This is a genomic window from Streptomyces sp. NPDC127177 (genome assembly GCF_042672475.1).
Taxonomy (GTDB): Bacteria; Actinomycetota; Actinomycetes; order Streptomycetales; family Streptomycetaceae; genus Streptomyces.
Genome location: NZ_JBHXUW010000090.1, coordinates 1 through 15447, shown reverse-complemented (window position 1 = coordinate 15447; position 15447 = coordinate 1). Strand labels below are relative to the sequence as shown.

13 protein-coding genes are annotated in these 15447 nt (G+C 71.4%); 8 read left to right on the top strand and 5 right to left on the bottom strand.

The window, feature by feature from the left end:
• Position 1: 1 nt before the first annotated feature.
• A complete protein-coding gene (locus ACFVJX_RS34225) occupies positions 2–1873 on the bottom strand; it encodes a hypothetical protein (protein ID WP_384136022.1) in 1872 nt (623 codons plus the stop codon).
• Between the two features lie 185 nt (positions 1874–2058).
• Here ACFVJX_RS34225 and radA point away from each other — a divergent pair, with 185 nt between their 5' ends.
• Positions 2059–3471, top strand: coding sequence for a DNA repair protein RadA (gene radA, locus ACFVJX_RS34220; RefSeq protein ID WP_384136023.1), 1413 nt, complete (start codon positions 2059–2061; stop codon positions 3469–3471).
• A gap of 125 nt (positions 3472–3596) precedes the next feature.
• A complete protein-coding gene (disA, locus tag ACFVJX_RS34215; protein WP_384136025.1) occupies positions 3597–4721 on the top strand; it encodes a DNA integrity scanning diadenylate cyclase DisA in 1125 nt (374 codons plus the stop codon).
• A gap of 75 nt (positions 4722–4796) precedes the next feature.
• On the opposite strand, the gene ACFVJX_RS34210 is transcribed toward disA, so the two are convergent.
• Positions 4797–5603 (bottom strand): hypothetical protein, encoded by an 807-nt coding sequence (locus tag ACFVJX_RS34210; protein ID WP_384136042.1) that lies wholly within the window; start codon positions 5601–5603, stop codon positions 4797–4799.
• 325 nt (positions 5604–5928) lie between these two features.
• Between ACFVJX_RS34210 and ACFVJX_RS34205 the strand changes: the two genes are divergently transcribed.
• The 5 genes from ACFVJX_RS34205 to cseC all read left to right on the top strand — a co-directional run bounded on the left by ACFVJX_RS34205 (position 5929) and on the right by cseC (position 10533).
• Entirely contained in the window at positions 5929–6831 is a 903-nt protein-coding gene (locus tag ACFVJX_RS34205; RefSeq protein WP_384136027.1) for an A/G-specific adenine glycosylase, read from the top strand.
• Positions 6832–7066: 235 nt separating this feature from the next.
• Positions 7067–7705, top strand: coding sequence for a SigE family RNA polymerase sigma factor (locus tag ACFVJX_RS34200; protein ID WP_384136029.1), 639 nt, complete (start codon positions 7067–7069; stop codon positions 7703–7705).
• Positions 7693–8430 (top strand): hypothetical protein, encoded by a 738-nt coding sequence (locus ACFVJX_RS34195; RefSeq protein WP_384136030.1) that lies wholly within the window; start codon positions 7693–7695, stop codon positions 8428–8430. Before ACFVJX_RS34200 ends, ACFVJX_RS34195 begins: the two co-directional genes overlap by 13 nt.
• 10 nt (positions 8431–8440) lie before the next feature.
• Complete coding sequence (cseB, locus tag ACFVJX_RS34190) at positions 8441–9148, top strand: two-component system response regulator CseB (protein WP_384136032.1); 708 nt, start codon at positions 8441–8443, stop codon at positions 9146–9148.
• The gene (cseC, locus tag ACFVJX_RS34185; protein ID WP_384136034.1) at positions 9145–10533 is read left to right on the top strand and encodes a two-component system sensor histidine kinase CseC; all 1389 of its coding nucleotides are present in this window, start codon (positions 9145–9147) and stop codon (positions 10531–10533) included. The genes cseB and cseC overlap by 4 nt, the downstream gene beginning before the upstream one ends.
• A 75-nt stretch (positions 10534–10608) precedes the next feature.
• On the opposite strand, the gene ACFVJX_RS34180 is transcribed toward cseC, so the two are convergent.
• Positions 10609–12192 (bottom strand): MDR family MFS transporter, encoded by a 1584-nt coding sequence (locus ACFVJX_RS34180; RefSeq protein ID WP_384136035.1) that lies wholly within the window; start codon positions 12190–12192, stop codon positions 10609–10611.
• Between the two features lie 126 nt (positions 12193–12318).
• On the opposite strand from ACFVJX_RS34180, the gene ACFVJX_RS34175 reads away from it, so the two are divergent.
• Positions 12319–12903, top strand: coding sequence for a TetR/AcrR family transcriptional regulator (locus ACFVJX_RS34175; protein WP_384136036.1), 585 nt, complete (start codon positions 12319–12321; stop codon positions 12901–12903).
• 23 nt (positions 12904–12926) lie between these two features.
• Here the strand turns inward: ACFVJX_RS34175 and ACFVJX_RS34170 are convergent, their stop codons facing one another.
• Entirely contained in the window at positions 12927–13643 is a 717-nt protein-coding gene (locus ACFVJX_RS34170) for a M23 family metallopeptidase (protein WP_384136038.1), read from the bottom strand.
• A gap of 416 nt (positions 13644–14059) precedes the next feature.
• Positions 14060–15238 carry a PQQ-binding-like beta-propeller repeat protein gene (locus tag ACFVJX_RS34165; protein ID WP_384136040.1) on the bottom strand — a complete coding sequence of 393 codons (1179 nt, stop codon included), beginning with the start codon at positions 15236–15238 and terminating at the stop codon, positions 14060–14062.
• Positions 15239–15447: the final 209 nt, after the last annotated feature.

Genomic DNA, 15447 nt, shown 5'->3' with positions numbered 1-15447 from the left:
GTCAGTCCGCCGGTGGCGGGACGCTCGGGCTCCTGCCCGGCCCGGTCGGAGTCGGCTGGTCCGGGCTTCCGCTCGGCTCGCCCGGGTCCGTCGGGGTCGTGCTGGGGTCCGTCGGGTCGGGTGTCGGCTCGGTCGGGTCGGGCGTCGGTTCCGTGGGGTCCGGTGAGGACGGCGGCGGGTCCGAAGGGACGGGCCGGGGCGTGTGCATCGAGCCGCCGGGCCGTGCGGGGTGCGAGGGGCGCGGACGGCCTCCGGAGGGCCGCCTGTCGCCGTTTCCGTGAATCGCGACCACCGAACCCGACGGGGCCACGGCGACCCGTGCGGTCCAGTGCGATGCCGGTTCGCGGCCGTGGTCGACCAGGACCCGGATCGTGACACTGGCGCCCGCGGCGAGCTTCCCGGACGAGCTGCTGAGGCGCAGCCAGGGCGCCGGCGTCCGGGCCGACCAGGCGACCGGACCGGACGCCGAGGCGGTCAGCGTGATCATCGTCGTGGAGCCGGAGAGACGTGCCTCGACGGTCAGCCCGCCGTTGCCGTGCGGGCCGGATGCCGGGCCCTGGTCCGTGTCCACGCTGATCACCTCGGCCGAGACGTCCGGGAGGTTCTCGCCGTCCGTGAAGCGGGGGCCTCCCTGCTCGGGGCTGGCGTTGCCCGCGTTCTCGTAGCGGTCGTACGGGTCGCCGCGGCCGTCGTCCGTCTCGGACGCCGTGACCGATGAGCCGTCGTGCCCCTCGCCGGTGAGCGGTGCGCCCCGGTAGGCGGACCACAGGGCGATCACCGGGGCGGCGACGACCGTGGCGACCACCGTCGTCGTCATGACCCTCGACCGCAGCCGGTCCCGGCGCGCGGCGTGGTCCTTGGGGTCCATCGGGAAGCCCGCCCGGTCGAACCGCGGGGTGGCGGACCGATTCTTCAGATGCTTCTGGGCGTGGATCATGGCCACGTAGGCGGAGGGGCGCGGTGCCTCGACGACCGCAAGCGCGGCGGTCGGGGCCGCGGCCGCACCGGGCCAGGGGCCCTGCGCACCGGCCCGTTCGGCGGCCCGGCGACAGCGGGGGCAGTCGTCCACGTGCCGTACGAGCTCGCGCCGCAGGGTGGCGGAGAGCAGGACCAGCTGGTCGCCGGTGAGCCGTCCGGCGGTGGGGCAGCTGCCGGACTCGACGACGGCGAGCGCGGCCCTGGTCCGCTCCACCTCGCAGGCTGCCGCGGCCAGCAGCTCCCTTGCGGCGGCGGCCTCCAGGCCGAGGACGGCGGCGACCGCGGACGGGGTGAGCCCGTGCCGAACCGCGAGCTCCAGCGCCTCCCGCTGTTCGGGGGTGGTGCCCGCGGCCTCGGGCCAGGCCAGCTGGGCCAGCTCCCGGCGGTGTGCCTCCGCGGCAGCCGGGGACTCCGGGGCGGGGGCCGGCTGCGGCAGCACGGAACGGGACGGCGAGGACTGCGCCTTGGGGGTGTGGGCGGCCGCGGGGGGCGGGGGCGTACGCCGTCCTGCGTGTACTCCCTGGACGGCCGGGGCGCGGCGGTTCCCCTTCGCCGAGGGGGCCTTGTCGTGCTGACGGTGCGCCTGGCGGCCCTGCTTCTGCTCGGCGAGCCTGCGCAGACACGTCCACCTGGCCAGCGCGTACAGCCAGGTTTTACGTTCCTCCTCGTCCGTCGGACACCGCCCGCTCTGCCGCTCCGCCAGCGCCAGGACGGCGCCGAGCGCGTCGGTTGCGACATCGTGGTCGCAGAGGACGGAGAGGCAGTACGTGAACAGGCCGTCGAGATGCGGCTCGTAACGGGCGGGCGGCCGCTTCGGCGAGGAGTGGGGCGCGCGGCGCTGCGCCCGGTGTACGCCGGGGGCGTTCGCGGGGGTCTCCAGTCTGCTGCTCGTCACCTTGCGACCGTAGGCAGGACGGGGCACGCGTCTGACGCCCCTTGAGTAGATTTAACCCTTACGGGTGAAGGTATCGCTTGAAAGCGGACAGGAACCGCTGATTCCGGCGTGGCTCGGCCGTGTGCGCTCCCCCGGGCCGGGCGGCACCGCACGGCACTGTCCGAGGTCACCTATACGGTGGCGCCATGGCTGCCCGTACGAAAACCGCGAAGGACCGGCCGTCCTACCGCTGCACGGAATGCGGCTGGACGACCGCCAAATGGCTCGGCCGCTGCTTCGAATGCCAGGCGTGGGGGACGGTCGAGGAGTTCGGCGGCGCCCCCGCGGTACGGACGACGGCTGCCGGACGCGTCTCGACCGCCGCTCTCCCGATCGGCCAGGTCGACAGCAGGCAGGCCACCGCCCGCTCGACCGGCGTGGGTGAGCTGGACCGGGTGCTGGGCGGCGGGCTGGTGCCCGGTGCCGTGGTGCTGCTGGCGGGCGAGCCCGGCGTGGGCAAGTCCACCCTGCTGCTGGACGTGGCGGCCAAGGCGGCGAGCGACGAACACCGCACGCTCTACGTGACCGCCGAGGAGTCCGCCAGCCAGGTCAGGATGCGTGCCGACCGGATCCGGGCGATCAACGACCACCTGTATCTGGCCGCCGAGACGGATCTGTCCGCGGTCCTGGGCCATCTGGACGCGGTCAAGCCGTCCCTGCTCGTCCTCGACTCCGTGCAGACCGTGGCCTCGCCCGAGATCGAGGGCGCGCCGGGCGGGATGGCGCAGGTCCGCGAGGTCGCGGGGGCGCTCATCCGGGCCTCGAAGGAGCGCGGCATGTCGACCATGCTGGTCGGTCACGTCACCAAGGACGGGGCGATCGCGGGCCCGCGGCTGCTGGAGCACCTGGTCGACGTGGTGCTGTCCTTCGAGGGCGACCGCCATGCCCGGCTCCGGCTCGTACGCGGCGTGAAGAACCGCTACGGGGCCACCGACGAGGTCGGCTGCTTCGAACTCCACGACGAGGGCATCACCGGCCTCGCTGACCCCTCCGGCCTCTTCCTCACCCGCCGCGACGAACCGGTGCCGGGCACCTGCCTGACCGTCACGCTCGAGGGCAAGCGGCCGCTGGTCGCCGAGGTGCAGGCGCTCACGGTGGACTCCCAGATCCCTTCACCCCGGCGCACCACCTCGGGTCTGGAGACGTCCCGGGTGTCGATGATGCTGGCCGTCCTGGAGCAGCGCGGCCGGATCAGTGCGCTGGGGAAGCGGGACATCTACAGTGCGACGGTCGGCGGTGTGAAGCTCACCGAGCCCGCCGCGGACCTCGCGATCGCGCTGGCCCTGGCCAGTGCGGCGAGTGACACACCGCTGCCGAAGAATCTTGTGGCGATCGGCGAAGTGGGGCTCGCGGGCGAGGTCAGAAGGGTCACCGGGGTCCAGCGCAGACTGGCCGAGGCACACCGTCTGGGCTTCACGCACGCGCTGGTCCCGACCGACCCGGGGAAGGTCCCGGCCGGTATGAAGGTCACGGAAGTCGCCAACATGGGCGACGCGCTGAGAGTGCTCCCGCGCCGGTCTCGCGCACAGGCCCCACAGGAGGACGGCGCACGCCGGTAGACTTTGCCCTGGTCTCGCCCGTCCGTACGAACGGCATGAGGGACATTGGGTCTTTCATTTGGATCCGGCCTGATTCAAGACGAGAGGCCCTAAGGGCACCGCAAACCTGTGACCGGAGGAGTGCAGTGGCAGCCAGCGACCGGGCAGCATCGCCCGGAAAGTCCGGCCAAGGCACCGGTAACGAGGCGCTGATGCGCGCCTCGTTGACCGCCGTCGCGCCCGGAATGGCCCTGCGGGACGGCCTGGAGCGCATTCTCCGTGGCAACACCGGCGGGCTGATCGTGCTCGGCATGGACAGAACCGTCGAGTCGATGTGCACCGGCGGCTTCGTACTGGACGTGGAATTCACCGCGACCCGGCTGCGAGAGCTGGCCAAACTCGACGGGGCATTGATCCTCGACAAGGACATGACCAAGATCCTGCGCGCCGGCGTGCAGCTGGTCCCGGACGCCTCCATCCCCACCGAGGAGACCGGCACCCGCCACCGCACGGCGGACCGGGTCTCCCGGCAGTGCAATTTCCCGGTGGTCTCCGTCTCGCAGTCGATGCACCTCATCGCGCTGTACGTGGACGGGCAGCGCCGGGTCCTGGAGGAGTCCGCGGCGATCCTCTCCCGCGCCAACCAGGCGCTCGCCACGCTGGAGCGGTACAAGCTCCGGCTGGACGAGGTCGCGGGCACGCTCTCCGCGCTGGAGATCGAGGACCTGGTGACCGTCCGGGACGTGACGGCCGTCGCTCAGCGTCTCGAGATGGTCCGCCGGATCGCGACCGAGATCGCCGAGTACGTGGTGGAGCTGGGGACCGACGGCCGGCTCCTCTCGCTCCAGCTCGACGAGCTGATCGCGGGCGTGGAGCCGGAGCGCGAGCTGGTCGTGCGCGACTACGTGCCGGAGCCGACCGCGAAGCGTTCGCGCACGGTGGCGGAGGCACTCACCGAGCTGGACGCGCTGTCCCACACCGAGCTGCTCGAACTTCCCGTCGTGGCACGGGCGCTGGGCTACAGCGGCTCTCCGGAGACGCTCGACTCGGCGGTCTCGCCGCGCGGCTTCCGGCTGCTGGCGAAGGTGCCGCGGCTGCCCGGGGCGATCATCGACCGGCTCGTGGAGCACTTCGGCGGCCTGCAGAAGCTGCTCGCGGCGAGCGTCGACGATCTCCAGACGGTGGACGGGGTCGGCGAGGCGCGGGCCCGCAGTGTGCGCGAGGGCCTGTCACGGCTGGCCGAGTCGTCGATCCTCGAGCGGTACGTGTAACCGGTAGGTACGGCGGCAGGAGGTGTCGGGGCCCGGTGGATCGCACCGGGCCCCGACCGTCCGCGCGAGCGGGTGTCAGTCCTTCGCGAGGACGAACGAGGCCCGCTGCACGGGCTCGCCCGGTGCCTTGGCCTCGACCAGGTACGTACCCGGGCCGGCGCTCCCCGCGGGCGGCGTCGCGCACTTCGGGGCGCTCTTCGCGCGGTTCCACTCCACGGTGTGCACGACGGTCGATCCGGCCGGGACCTTCAGCAGTACGGCGGCCGCGTTGCGCGGGCAGTCCTTGGAGGACCACACCTCGTTGTCGTCGCCACCGGCTTCGGTGATGGTGAGGACGGCGCTCTTCGGGCCGAAGTCCGCCTTGCAGGCGGTGGCCGAGGTGTTCTTGGCGATCAGCCGGAACTTCGGCTTCTGGCCGGGCCCGTAGGTGTTGTCGGTCTTCAGGGTCAACTGCAGTGCGCCCGGGGTGCAGTCGGGAATCGGAGAACCGGCCGGGAGCTGCTGGCCGGCGGTCCCGCCGCCGGCCGACCCGCTGCCCGGACCCGAGCCCGTGCTGCCGTCGGACGCGGAACCGCCGCTGTCCGAGCCGCCGTTGGCGCCGGCCGAGCCGTCGGAGCCCCCGGTGCCCGCGCTCCCGCCGTCGCTCCCGTCACCGCCGTCGCCCCCGTCGGAGTCGCCCGACTCGTCCCGGCCGCCCGGCTGTTCACTGATGGCAGGGCCGGAACCGGAGGGGCCTGGCGTGATCGCGTCGGTCGGACCGGAGCCCGGTGCCTTGGAGTCGTCGTGATTCCCGTTGCCGCCACGGGAGGTGACGGCCCATACGACCAGCAACGCGAGCAGCGCAATCAGCGTCGCCGCTACCGCCCTCCGTCGCCAGTAGATGGTGGAGGGAAGCGGCCCGATCGGATTACGCAGAGATCCCACGGCGCAAACTGTACGAGAGATCGGCCCCGACTCCCGCCCCACCCGCCGCCCTGATCCCAAGTTTTGCGGATCATCATCCCGGAACGGTGTTTTCGCAACCCGGGGACGCGGGATGCGCCCACTTGCCGCAACCCGCTCCGGAGGGTGCGGCCACTTGCCGGACCGGAGGTCCGGTGGCCTGGGGACAGACGGGTGGCACTATCACTCCAAGGGCTCTTATGCGGGGCGACACCCCCGTGCCCGGGGCCGTCGTCTGCCCTTCCGTGCCAGGATCGTGAGTGCGATGACTGCCACGACTGCGACACAGACGCCCCCCGCCTCCCTCCACACCCCCGTCATCGGGTGGTTCGACCAGCACGCCCGCGATCTGCCCTGGCGCCGCCCCGAAGCGGGCGCCTGGGGTGTGATGGTGAGCGAGTTCATGCTGCAGCAGACCCCCGTGAACCGGGTGCTCCCGGTGTACGAACAGTGGCTGGCCCGCTGGCCGCGCCCTGCCGACCTCGCGGCGGACCCTCCCGGTGAGGCCGTCCGCGCCTGGGGCCGGCTCGGCTACCCCCGGCGAGCACTGCGGCTGCACGGGGCCGCCCAGGCAATAACGGAACGGCACGGCGGCGACGTACCGAGCGAGCACGCCCAGCTGCTCGCGCTGCCCGGGATCGGTGAGTACACGGCGGCAGCCGTGGCCTCGTTCGCCTACCGGCAGCGGCACGCCGTCCTCGACACGAACGTCCGCCGGGTGTTCGCCCGGGCCGCGACCGGCATCCAGTACCCGCCGAACGCGACCACCGCGGCCGAGCGCAAGCTCGCCCGCGCCCTGCTGCCCGAGGGCGACGAGCAGGCGGCCCGGTGGGCCGCCGCGACGATGGAGCTCGGGGCCCTCGTCTGCACCGCGAAGAACGAGGACTGCACGCGCTGCCCCATCGCGGAGCAGTGCGCCTGGCGGCTGGCCGGCAAGCCGGCCCACCAGGGGCCGCCGCGCCGCGGCCAGACGTACGCCGGTACGGACCGGCAGGTGCGCGGCAGGCTGCTCGCCGTGCTGCGCGAGGCGGTGACCCCGGTGCCGCAGTCGGCGCTGGACGCCGTGTGGGACGAACCGGTGCAGCGGGCCCGTGCGCTGGACGGCCTGGTCGCCGACGGCCTGGTCGAACCGCTGGCCGGCGGTCAGTACCGGCTGCCGCTGACCTGACGGCCGGGCGGGGATACCCGCCCGGCCCGGGGCGCGCCCGTTCTCCGCCCCGCGGTGGGCCTTTGTCCCACTCCCGCTCCTGTGCTGTTACACAACCGATGGGCAGCCGTGCGTCGGCGTATGGCTGCTCCGCACAGCCTCGTGACAACCGCTCCGTAGCGTCACCGACGTCAGCCCGACGACCAAGCGGCTGGCGGCGGTACTACGGGGTTCCACGGGGACGGAGGCGGTTGTTATGGCGCAGGGCGAGGTGCTCGGATTCGAGGAGTACGTGCGTACCCGGCAGGATGCGCTGCTGCGCAGCGCGCGGCGGCTGGTCCCCGACCCGGTGGATGCACAGGACCTGCTGCAGACGGCTCTGGCCCGTACGTACGGCCGCTGGGACGGCATCGCCGACAAGTCCCTCGCCGACGCCTATCTGCGTCGCGTCATGATCAACACCCGGACCGAGTGGTGGCGGGCCCGCAAGCTGGACGAGGTCCCCACCGAGCAGCTTCCCGACGCCAGCGTCGAGGACGGCACCGAGCAGCGTGCCGACCGCGCCCTGCTCATGGACGTACTGGGCGTGCTGGCTCCCAAGCAGCGCAGCGTCGTCGTGCTGCGACACTGGGAGCAGATGAGCACGGAGGAGACCGCCGCGGCGCTCGGCATGTCGGCCGGTACGGTGAAGAGCACCCTGCACCGCGCCTTGGCGCGGCTGCGCCAGGAGCTGGAGAGCAGGGAGGAAGCCGCCCGGGAGGCCCGCGTCCGTGAGGACCGGGAGCACCGGCCGGCGGCCCGTGCCTCGGCGGCCACGGCTCCGGTGCGGACACGGAGCACGGCGCAGGGGATCGGGCGTCATGACGAGCGGGGGCGGGAGCGGTGCGCGGCCTGACAGGCAGCGGTGACGACGGCGGCGGAAGCGACGCGGTCACCGACGGCGGTAGCGGCGACGGGGCCGGCAGAAACAGACGGTTCCTGACCGGATGGGCGGCGAGCAGTACGGCTCTGGCCGGGCTCGCCGTCTTCGGGCTGTTCGCCGTCAGCTGCTCCACGGGTGGCACCGGCACGCGCGACGAGGGACCGGCGGGCACCCAGCCGGTCGCTCAGCTCACGCCGACGCCCACGGCACCCACCACGGCGAAGCCGACCCCCCGGGTCGACGCCGTGGCACTGCTCAAGGCGGACACGAAGGTGAGCGAGCGGGTCCGGACGGACCTGAAGCCCTGCACCGGTGACGAGTACCCGGTGGACACCTCGTACGGCAGGCTGACCGGCGGCCCCTCCGCGGACGTCGTGGTGAATGTGATGACCTGCGGCGATTCGGTGGGGGTCGGCACCTATGTGTACCGGCCCCGCACGGACGGCACGTACGAGAACGTGTTCACCACCGAGCAGCCCGCGGTCTACGGAACCATCGACCGCGGTGATCTGGTGGTGACGACGCAGGTCTACGGGAAGAAGGACCGGGTCGCCTACCCCTCGGGCGAGGAAGTGATCACGTACCACTGGGCGGACAGCCGGTTCAGTGAGCAGGACCGGGTGCACAACGACTTCAACCGAGCCGTCGGTGCCGGGGACGATGACTTCCCCGCGCCCGCGGAACCGACGAAGAACTGAGAGCAGCGCGATGGCCGAGACCCATGTTCTGTTCGTCGAGGACGACGACGTCATCCGCGAGGCCACCCAGCTGGCGCTGGAGCGGGACGGCTTCGTGGTCACCGCGATGCCCGACGGCCTCCAGGGCCTCGACGCGTTCCGGGCCGACCGGCCCGACATCGCCCTGCTCGACGTGATGGTGCCCGGCCTCGACGGGGTGAGCCTGTGCCGTCGCATCCGGGACGAGTCGACGGTTCCCGTGATCATGCTGTCGGCCCGTGCCGATTCGATCGACGTGGTGCTCGGCCTGGAGGCCGGGGCCGACGACTACGTCACCAAGCCCTTCGACGGCGCGGTCCTGGTCGCCAGGATCCGTGCCGTGCTGCGCCGTTTCGGCCACGCCTCGGGCGGCGGGCCCGGCGGCACGGCGGAGGCGGAGGACGGGGCCGAGGGCGGGGTGCTGGTCTTCGGCGACCTGGAGGTCGACACCGAGGGCATGGAGGTGCGCAAGGGCGGCGAACAGGTGGGCCTGACCCCGACCGAGATGCGGCTGCTGCTGGAGTTCTCCTCCGCCCCCGGCACGGTGCTCTCTCGCGACAAGCTGCTGGAGCGGGTCTGGGACTACGGCTGGGGCGGCGACACCCGGGTCGTGGACGTCCATGTGCAGCGGCTTCGTACGAAGGTCGGCCAGGACCGGATCGAGACGGTCCGCGGCTTCGGCTACAAGCTCAGGGCATGAGGCGGCCGTCCCTGCGGACGAGTGTCCGCTGGAAGATCAGCATCGCGATCGCCGCGGTCGGCGCCCTGATCGCGGTCGCGCTGAGCCTGGTCGTGCACAACGCCGCCAGGGTCTCGATGCTGGAGAACGCCCGCGAGGTGCAGCTGGAGCGGCTGACCTACGCCCAGCTGCTGTACGAGGCGAAGAAGACGAAGAAGGCCGACCCCCGGTTCGGCGCGAAGCTCAACGATCCGACGATGCCGAAGAGCCTGCGCCAGGAGACGCGGAAGCACCGGCGTGCCACGCATGTGGAGGACGGCGGCGGGGTGCCCGACGTCTGGGCGGCGGTGCCGCTGCCCAGCGGCGACGTGCTCTCGCTGCACACCCGCTTCGCGGACCGTTCCACCACGATCATGGGCGATCTCGACCGGGCCCTGATCATCGGCTCGGTCTCGGTGGTCTTCGGCGGCTCCGCGCTGGGCGTGCTGATCGGCGGCCAGCTGTCGCGCCGGCTGCGCAAGGCTGCGGCCGCGGCGGGGAAGGTCGCGCAGGGCAACACGGAGGTCAGGGTCAGGGACGCCGTCGGTGGCGTCGTCCAGGACGAGACCGATGAGCTGGCGGGTGCGGTGGACGCCCTCACCGACGCGCTGAACGAGCGGATCGAGGCCGAGCGCCGGGTCACCGCGGACATCGCGCACGAGCTGCGCACCCCCGTGACGGGGCTGCTGACGGCGGCCGAGCTGCTGCCGCCCGGCCGCCCCTCGGAGCTGGTACGGGACCGGGCCCAGGCGATGCGCACACTGGTCGAGGACGTACTGGAGGTGGCCCGGCTGGACAGTGCGTCCGAGCGGGCCGAGCTGCAGGAGATCGCGCTGGGCGACTTCGTCAGCCGCCGCATCGGGCTGCTGAACCCGCAGGTGCGGGTTCAGGTGGTCCACGAGTCGTGGGTCAGCACCGATCCGCGCCGGCTGGAGCGGATCCTGGGCAATCTGCTGGGCAACGCCGCCAAGCACGGCTCCACCCCGGTGGAGGTCACGGTCGAGGGCCGGGTGGTCCGCGTCCGGGACCACGGCGCGGGCTTCCCTGCGGCGCTGCTGCGAGAGGGGCCGAGCCGGTTCCGTACCGGCTCCACCGACCGGTCCGGGCACGGGCACGGGCTCGGGCTGACGATCGCGGCCGGGCAGGCACGGGTGCTGGGCGCCCGGCTGACCTTCCGCAACGCCGCCCCCGAGGGCGCGGTCGCGGGCACCGGCGGAGCGATCGCCGTGCTGTGGCTGCCCGAGCACGCGCCTACCGACACGGGCAGCTACCCGATGCTGCTGGCCGAGCAGCGCGGGCCGGAAGCGGGCGGCCGGAAGGCGGCAGGCAGCGGGACGCAGGCGCGCGGCGAGCAGCCGGGCCGCTGAGCGCTCCGTCCGCAGCAGCGAAAAGGGCCCCGGGGTGCACACGCACCCCGGGGCCCTTCCGTACGGCCGGCGGTTCTACACGGCTTCGACCAGCGGGGCCTTGTCCGTCTCCGGTCCGGTGCCCCGCAGCGGGACCTCCTTGACGAAGAGGGCCGCGACCAGGGCGATCAGTCCGACCGATGCGCCCACCATGAAGGCGATGTGCGTACCGGAGGACACCGCGTACTCGTAGGCCTCACGGACCGGGGCCGGCAGCTTCGCCAGGCTCGCCGCGTCGAGCTGGGCGCCGTGCGTGGTGGCTCCCGCGCCGCCGCGGGCGGCCATCTCGTCGTTCACCCGTCCGGTGAACAGCGCGCCCATGATGGCGACTCCGAAGGAGCTGCCGAGCGTACGGAAGAGGGTGGTGGAGGACGAGGCGACGCCCATGTCCTTCATCTCGACGCTGTTCTGTGCCACGAGCATCGTGATCTGCATCAGGAAGCCCATGCCCGCACCGAGCACGGCCATGTAGACGCCGGAGGTGAACCGGGTGGTGGAGGTGTCCATCTGCGAGAGCAGGAAGAGGCCGGCCACCATCAGGATCGAGCCGAGGATCGGGAAGATCTTGTACTTGCCGGTGCTGGTGGTGATCCGTCCGGCGACGAGCGAGACGACCATCATCGCCAGCAGCATCGGCAGGAGCAGCAGTCCGGAGTTGGTCGCGGACGCGCCCTGGACGGACTGCTGGAACAGCGGCAGGAAGAGCACCGCGCCGAACATCACGAACCCGGCCATGAAGCCGACCAGCGACATCAGGGTGAAGTTGCGGTTGCGGAAGATGTGCAGCGGGATGATCGGTTCTGCGGCCTTCGTCTCGACGAACAGGAAGCCGGCCAGTGCTGCGACCCCGATCGCGATGAGCTCCATGATGACCGCGGAGTTCCAGTCGTACTCCGAGCCGCCCCAGGTGGTGACCAGCACGATCGCGGTGATGCCGACGGTCAGCAGCCCGGCACCGAGGTAGTCGACGTTCGCCTTGGTGCGCTCCCGCTTGGGCAGGTGGAGCACGGTGGTGATCATCAGCAGGGCGACGGCGCCCAGCGGCAGGTTGATGTAGAAGCTCCAGCGCCAGCCGAGGTGGTCGGTGATGGTGCCGCCGACCAGCGGGCCGCCGATCATGGCGATCGCCATCACGCCGGCCATCATGCCCTGGTACTTGCCGCGCTCACGGGGCGGCACGAGGTCGCCGATGATCGCCATGACGCCGACCATCAGACCACCGGCGCCGAGCCCCTGGATCGCCCGGAAGCCGATCAGCTGGCCCATGTCCTGGGACATACCGCTGAGGACGGAGCCGATCAGGAAGATCACGATGGACGTGAGGAAGATGCCCTTGCGCCCGTACATGTCGCCGAGCTTGCCCCAGATGGGGGTGGAGGCGGCGGTGGCCAGGGTGTAGGCGGTGACGACCCAGGACAGGTGCTCGAGCCCGCCGAGGTCACCGACGATGGTCGGCATCGCGGTGCCGACGATCAGGTTGTCCAGCATGGCCAGCAGCATCGCGATCATCAGTGCGAGCACCACCACCCGGACACTGCGCTGCTGCGGCTCGGGTTTCTGCGCCCGGTCGGCCGGACCGCCGTCCGCCTTCCTGTCCGGCGCCTTCTTCAGATCCGACATGATCCCCACTCCCCTGATCCCCTGCTCACCGAGGCACTTACTTGCCGCCCGGCTAGTTGACTATACTCAGGGAAAGTAACCCCGTAACTAGCCGGGCGTCAAGTAAGTATCTCTTGGGAGAGCACCATGGGCAGCACGCCGCAGCCACGCCGGGGGAACACCCGCCAGCGCATCCAGGACGTCGCCCTGGAGCTCTTCGCCGAGCAGGGTTACGAGAAGACCTCCCTCAGGGAGATCAGCGAGAAGCTGGACGTCACCAAGGCCGCGCTGTACTACCACTTCAAGACCAAGGAAGACATCCTCGTCAGCATCTTCGAGGACCTCAACCGGCCGGTGGAGGAGCTGATCGCCTGGGGCCAGACGCAGCCGCGCACCCTGGAGACGAAGAAGGAGATCCTCCGCCGCTACAGCGAGGTGCTGCGGGGGGCCGCCCCGCTCTTCCGGTTCATGCAGGAGAACCAGGCGACCGTACGCGATCTGAGCATCGGCGAGACGATGAAGGGCCGGGTCCTGGGGCTCGTCGGCCTGATCAAGGACGCCGACGCACCCCTCACCGACCAGGTGCGGTGCTTCAGCGCGCTCTTCACCATGCACGCCGGGATGTTCGCGCTGAACGACGCCGACGGCGACCCCGAGGAGAAGCGCAAGGCCGTCCTCGAAGTCGCCGTCGAACTGGTCACCCGGGCCCATGACCCGGGTTCCGCCCAGTAGCGGGCGGTGGTGTCGCGGTCCGGTCAGACCTTGACGCCCTCCTTGTGGAGGTAGTTGACCGGGTTGACCGCGGAACCGTAGTTCGGCGTGGTCCGGATCTCGAAGTGCAGGTGCGGACCGCTGGTGTTGCCGGTGTTGCCGGAGAGAGCGATCTTCTCGCCCTTCTTCACGTGCTCGCCGATGTGCACATCGATCTTGGAGAGGTGCGCGTACTGCGAGTAGGTGCCGTTGCTGTGCTTGATCACGATGGCGTTGCCGTACGCGGGACCGTCGCCGCCGCCGTTCGGGCCGGCCTTCACGATGGTGCCCTTGTGCGCGGCCTCGACCTTGGTGCCGATCGGCACGGCGAAGTCCTGGCCGGAGTGCTTGTGCGACCAGCGGCTGCCGTCGTTGCCGAAGCTCGCGGTCAGCTCGTAGTGGGAGACGGGGGTCTCCCAGGGAAGCTTCGCGGCGGCCTTCTTCTTGGCCGCCGCCTTCTTCTTGGCCGCGGCCTTCTCCTTCGCCGCCTCGTGCTCGGCGGACTTCGCCGCCTTGCCCTGCGCGGCCGCCTGCTCGGCGACCGAGTCGGCGGTGGTGGTGCTCGCCAGGGCGGCTGCGCCGGAGGTACCCGAGGTGCCGGCCGCGAACGCAGCGCCCACACCGAGAACCATCGACGTCCCCAGGCCGGCCGCCACCACGGCGCTGCGCACACGGGAGGCGGACGGGCGGTGGGAGTGCTTGAACGTAACGCGCTTCGACATAAGCGGAAAACCTCCGGAGATGACTGGACCCGGCACTCGGCCGGGCTGGCCATCCCTTGGTAACCCGCATCCCCGCCGGTGCTCAAACCCCCCATCTACGAAGAAAAGCCGTAGCGGGAGCTCCGGGAATTCGCCGCCGCGGGTCCCGGAGCCGACCCCCTCCGCCCCTCCGGATCTCTTCACCCGGAGACGTTTAACCCCAGTTCCGAACCATCCTTATCGGACATGGACCCGTTATCGGGGCAGTTCATCCCGTACCCCCCAAGGTCCTGCCCCGTGCAGGGCCGAAGGTCCCTCCGGCGATCATGGCGCTCGCTCCTATGGCGGCTAGTAGGCCTGGAAAGGGCTGTGCGCCTTGTCACCGCCGGTGGGACCTAAGCCCGTCCGTTTCGGGACCTTCGGCCCCGTGCCGCGCGCTACACGGCGGGCAGTCCCGACACCTTCTTCGCGTGCAGGGCCACGAGGTTCTTGCCGCCTCCGGCCAGGTACCACCGCTGGATGTCGCCGCTGCCGTCGTTGTAGGTCCAGCGGAGCTTCCCACTGGACGCGTCGAAGGCGTGGATGCCGCCGTCCTTGTCGAACTCCGTCGCCCCGTAGAGGACGTTCCCGGCCTTGGCGAACTGCCAGGGCGCCGCGACGTCCAGGCTCCCCTTGTCGTGCCAGTGCCTCTTCCCGGTCGCCGGATCGGCCGCCCAGAGGCCGTGCAGGCTGTCGGAGACGTAGAGGACGCCGTCCAGGACCGCCGGGTCGTTGAACCGGTCGTACTTCTCGGTTCCGAACGACCAGCGTTCCTTGCCGTCCGCGAGGCCGTAGGCGCGCATCCGGTTCCCGTTCGCGAGGATGGCGAGGTCCTGGTGGATCTCGAAGCCGCGGTTGTTGGACCGGCCGGTCTTCTTCGTCCAGACCTGGTGCCCGGTCGCGGTGTCGCGCACCGTGAGGTTCTCCCGGAAGTCCGTGTAGACGAGCCGGCTGCCGACAACCCGCGCGGTGATGCCGTACTGGTCCGTCCCGTGGTCGCGCTTCTCGCGCCAGACGACCTTGCCCGATGCGGTGTCGATCGCCGCGATCACGTTGTCAGGCGTCCTGAGGTCCTTGTCCAGGATCCCCGCGACGACGTAGACGTGGTGCGCGTCCGCGGCGATGGGCCGGGGCTGGGAGTACTCCTTCCCCAGCCGGCTCCGCCAGGTGTCCTTGCCCGTAGCCGGGTCCAGGCCGATGACGTTCCCGTCGTACCGGGCGCTCGGGAGATAGAGCGTCCCGCCGCCGATGAGCATGTTGGCACCGGGGGTGGTGACCTCCGCGCGGGACCAGATCTCCTTGCCGGTGGCCACGTCACGGGCCACCAGCGGGTCACCGGAGACGAGCACCACGTTGCCGACCACGGCGAGCGCGGAGATCCATGCCAGTCCGTCGTACGTCGTGGGGTGCTGCCAGGCGGCCTTCGGCACGGACCCCGGCGCGGGGGTGCCTGCCGTGCCCCCGGACCCGCCCGTTCCCGGGCTCTGCGCCCCGCCGCCCCCGGCCGGATCGTCCTCCGGCCCGCAGGCCGCCGTACCGGCCCCGAGGAGCACCGCCCCGGCCCCCGCCAGCCTCATCAACTCTCTGCGTGACACGTTGCCTCTGCGCATGACCTGCCCAGCCCCCTGGATGTACGTCCGGGCCCCGGCCGAAGCGTCCGGAGCCGGGCCAGACTAGAGCCGCGATTCGGGCCGCTGCGCGGCGCTGACCCGACCGGGACACCTCTGTGACGCGCCCGTCACCGTGTCCGCGACAGCGAAGGGGCGGCCCCCGACCGGTCGAAACC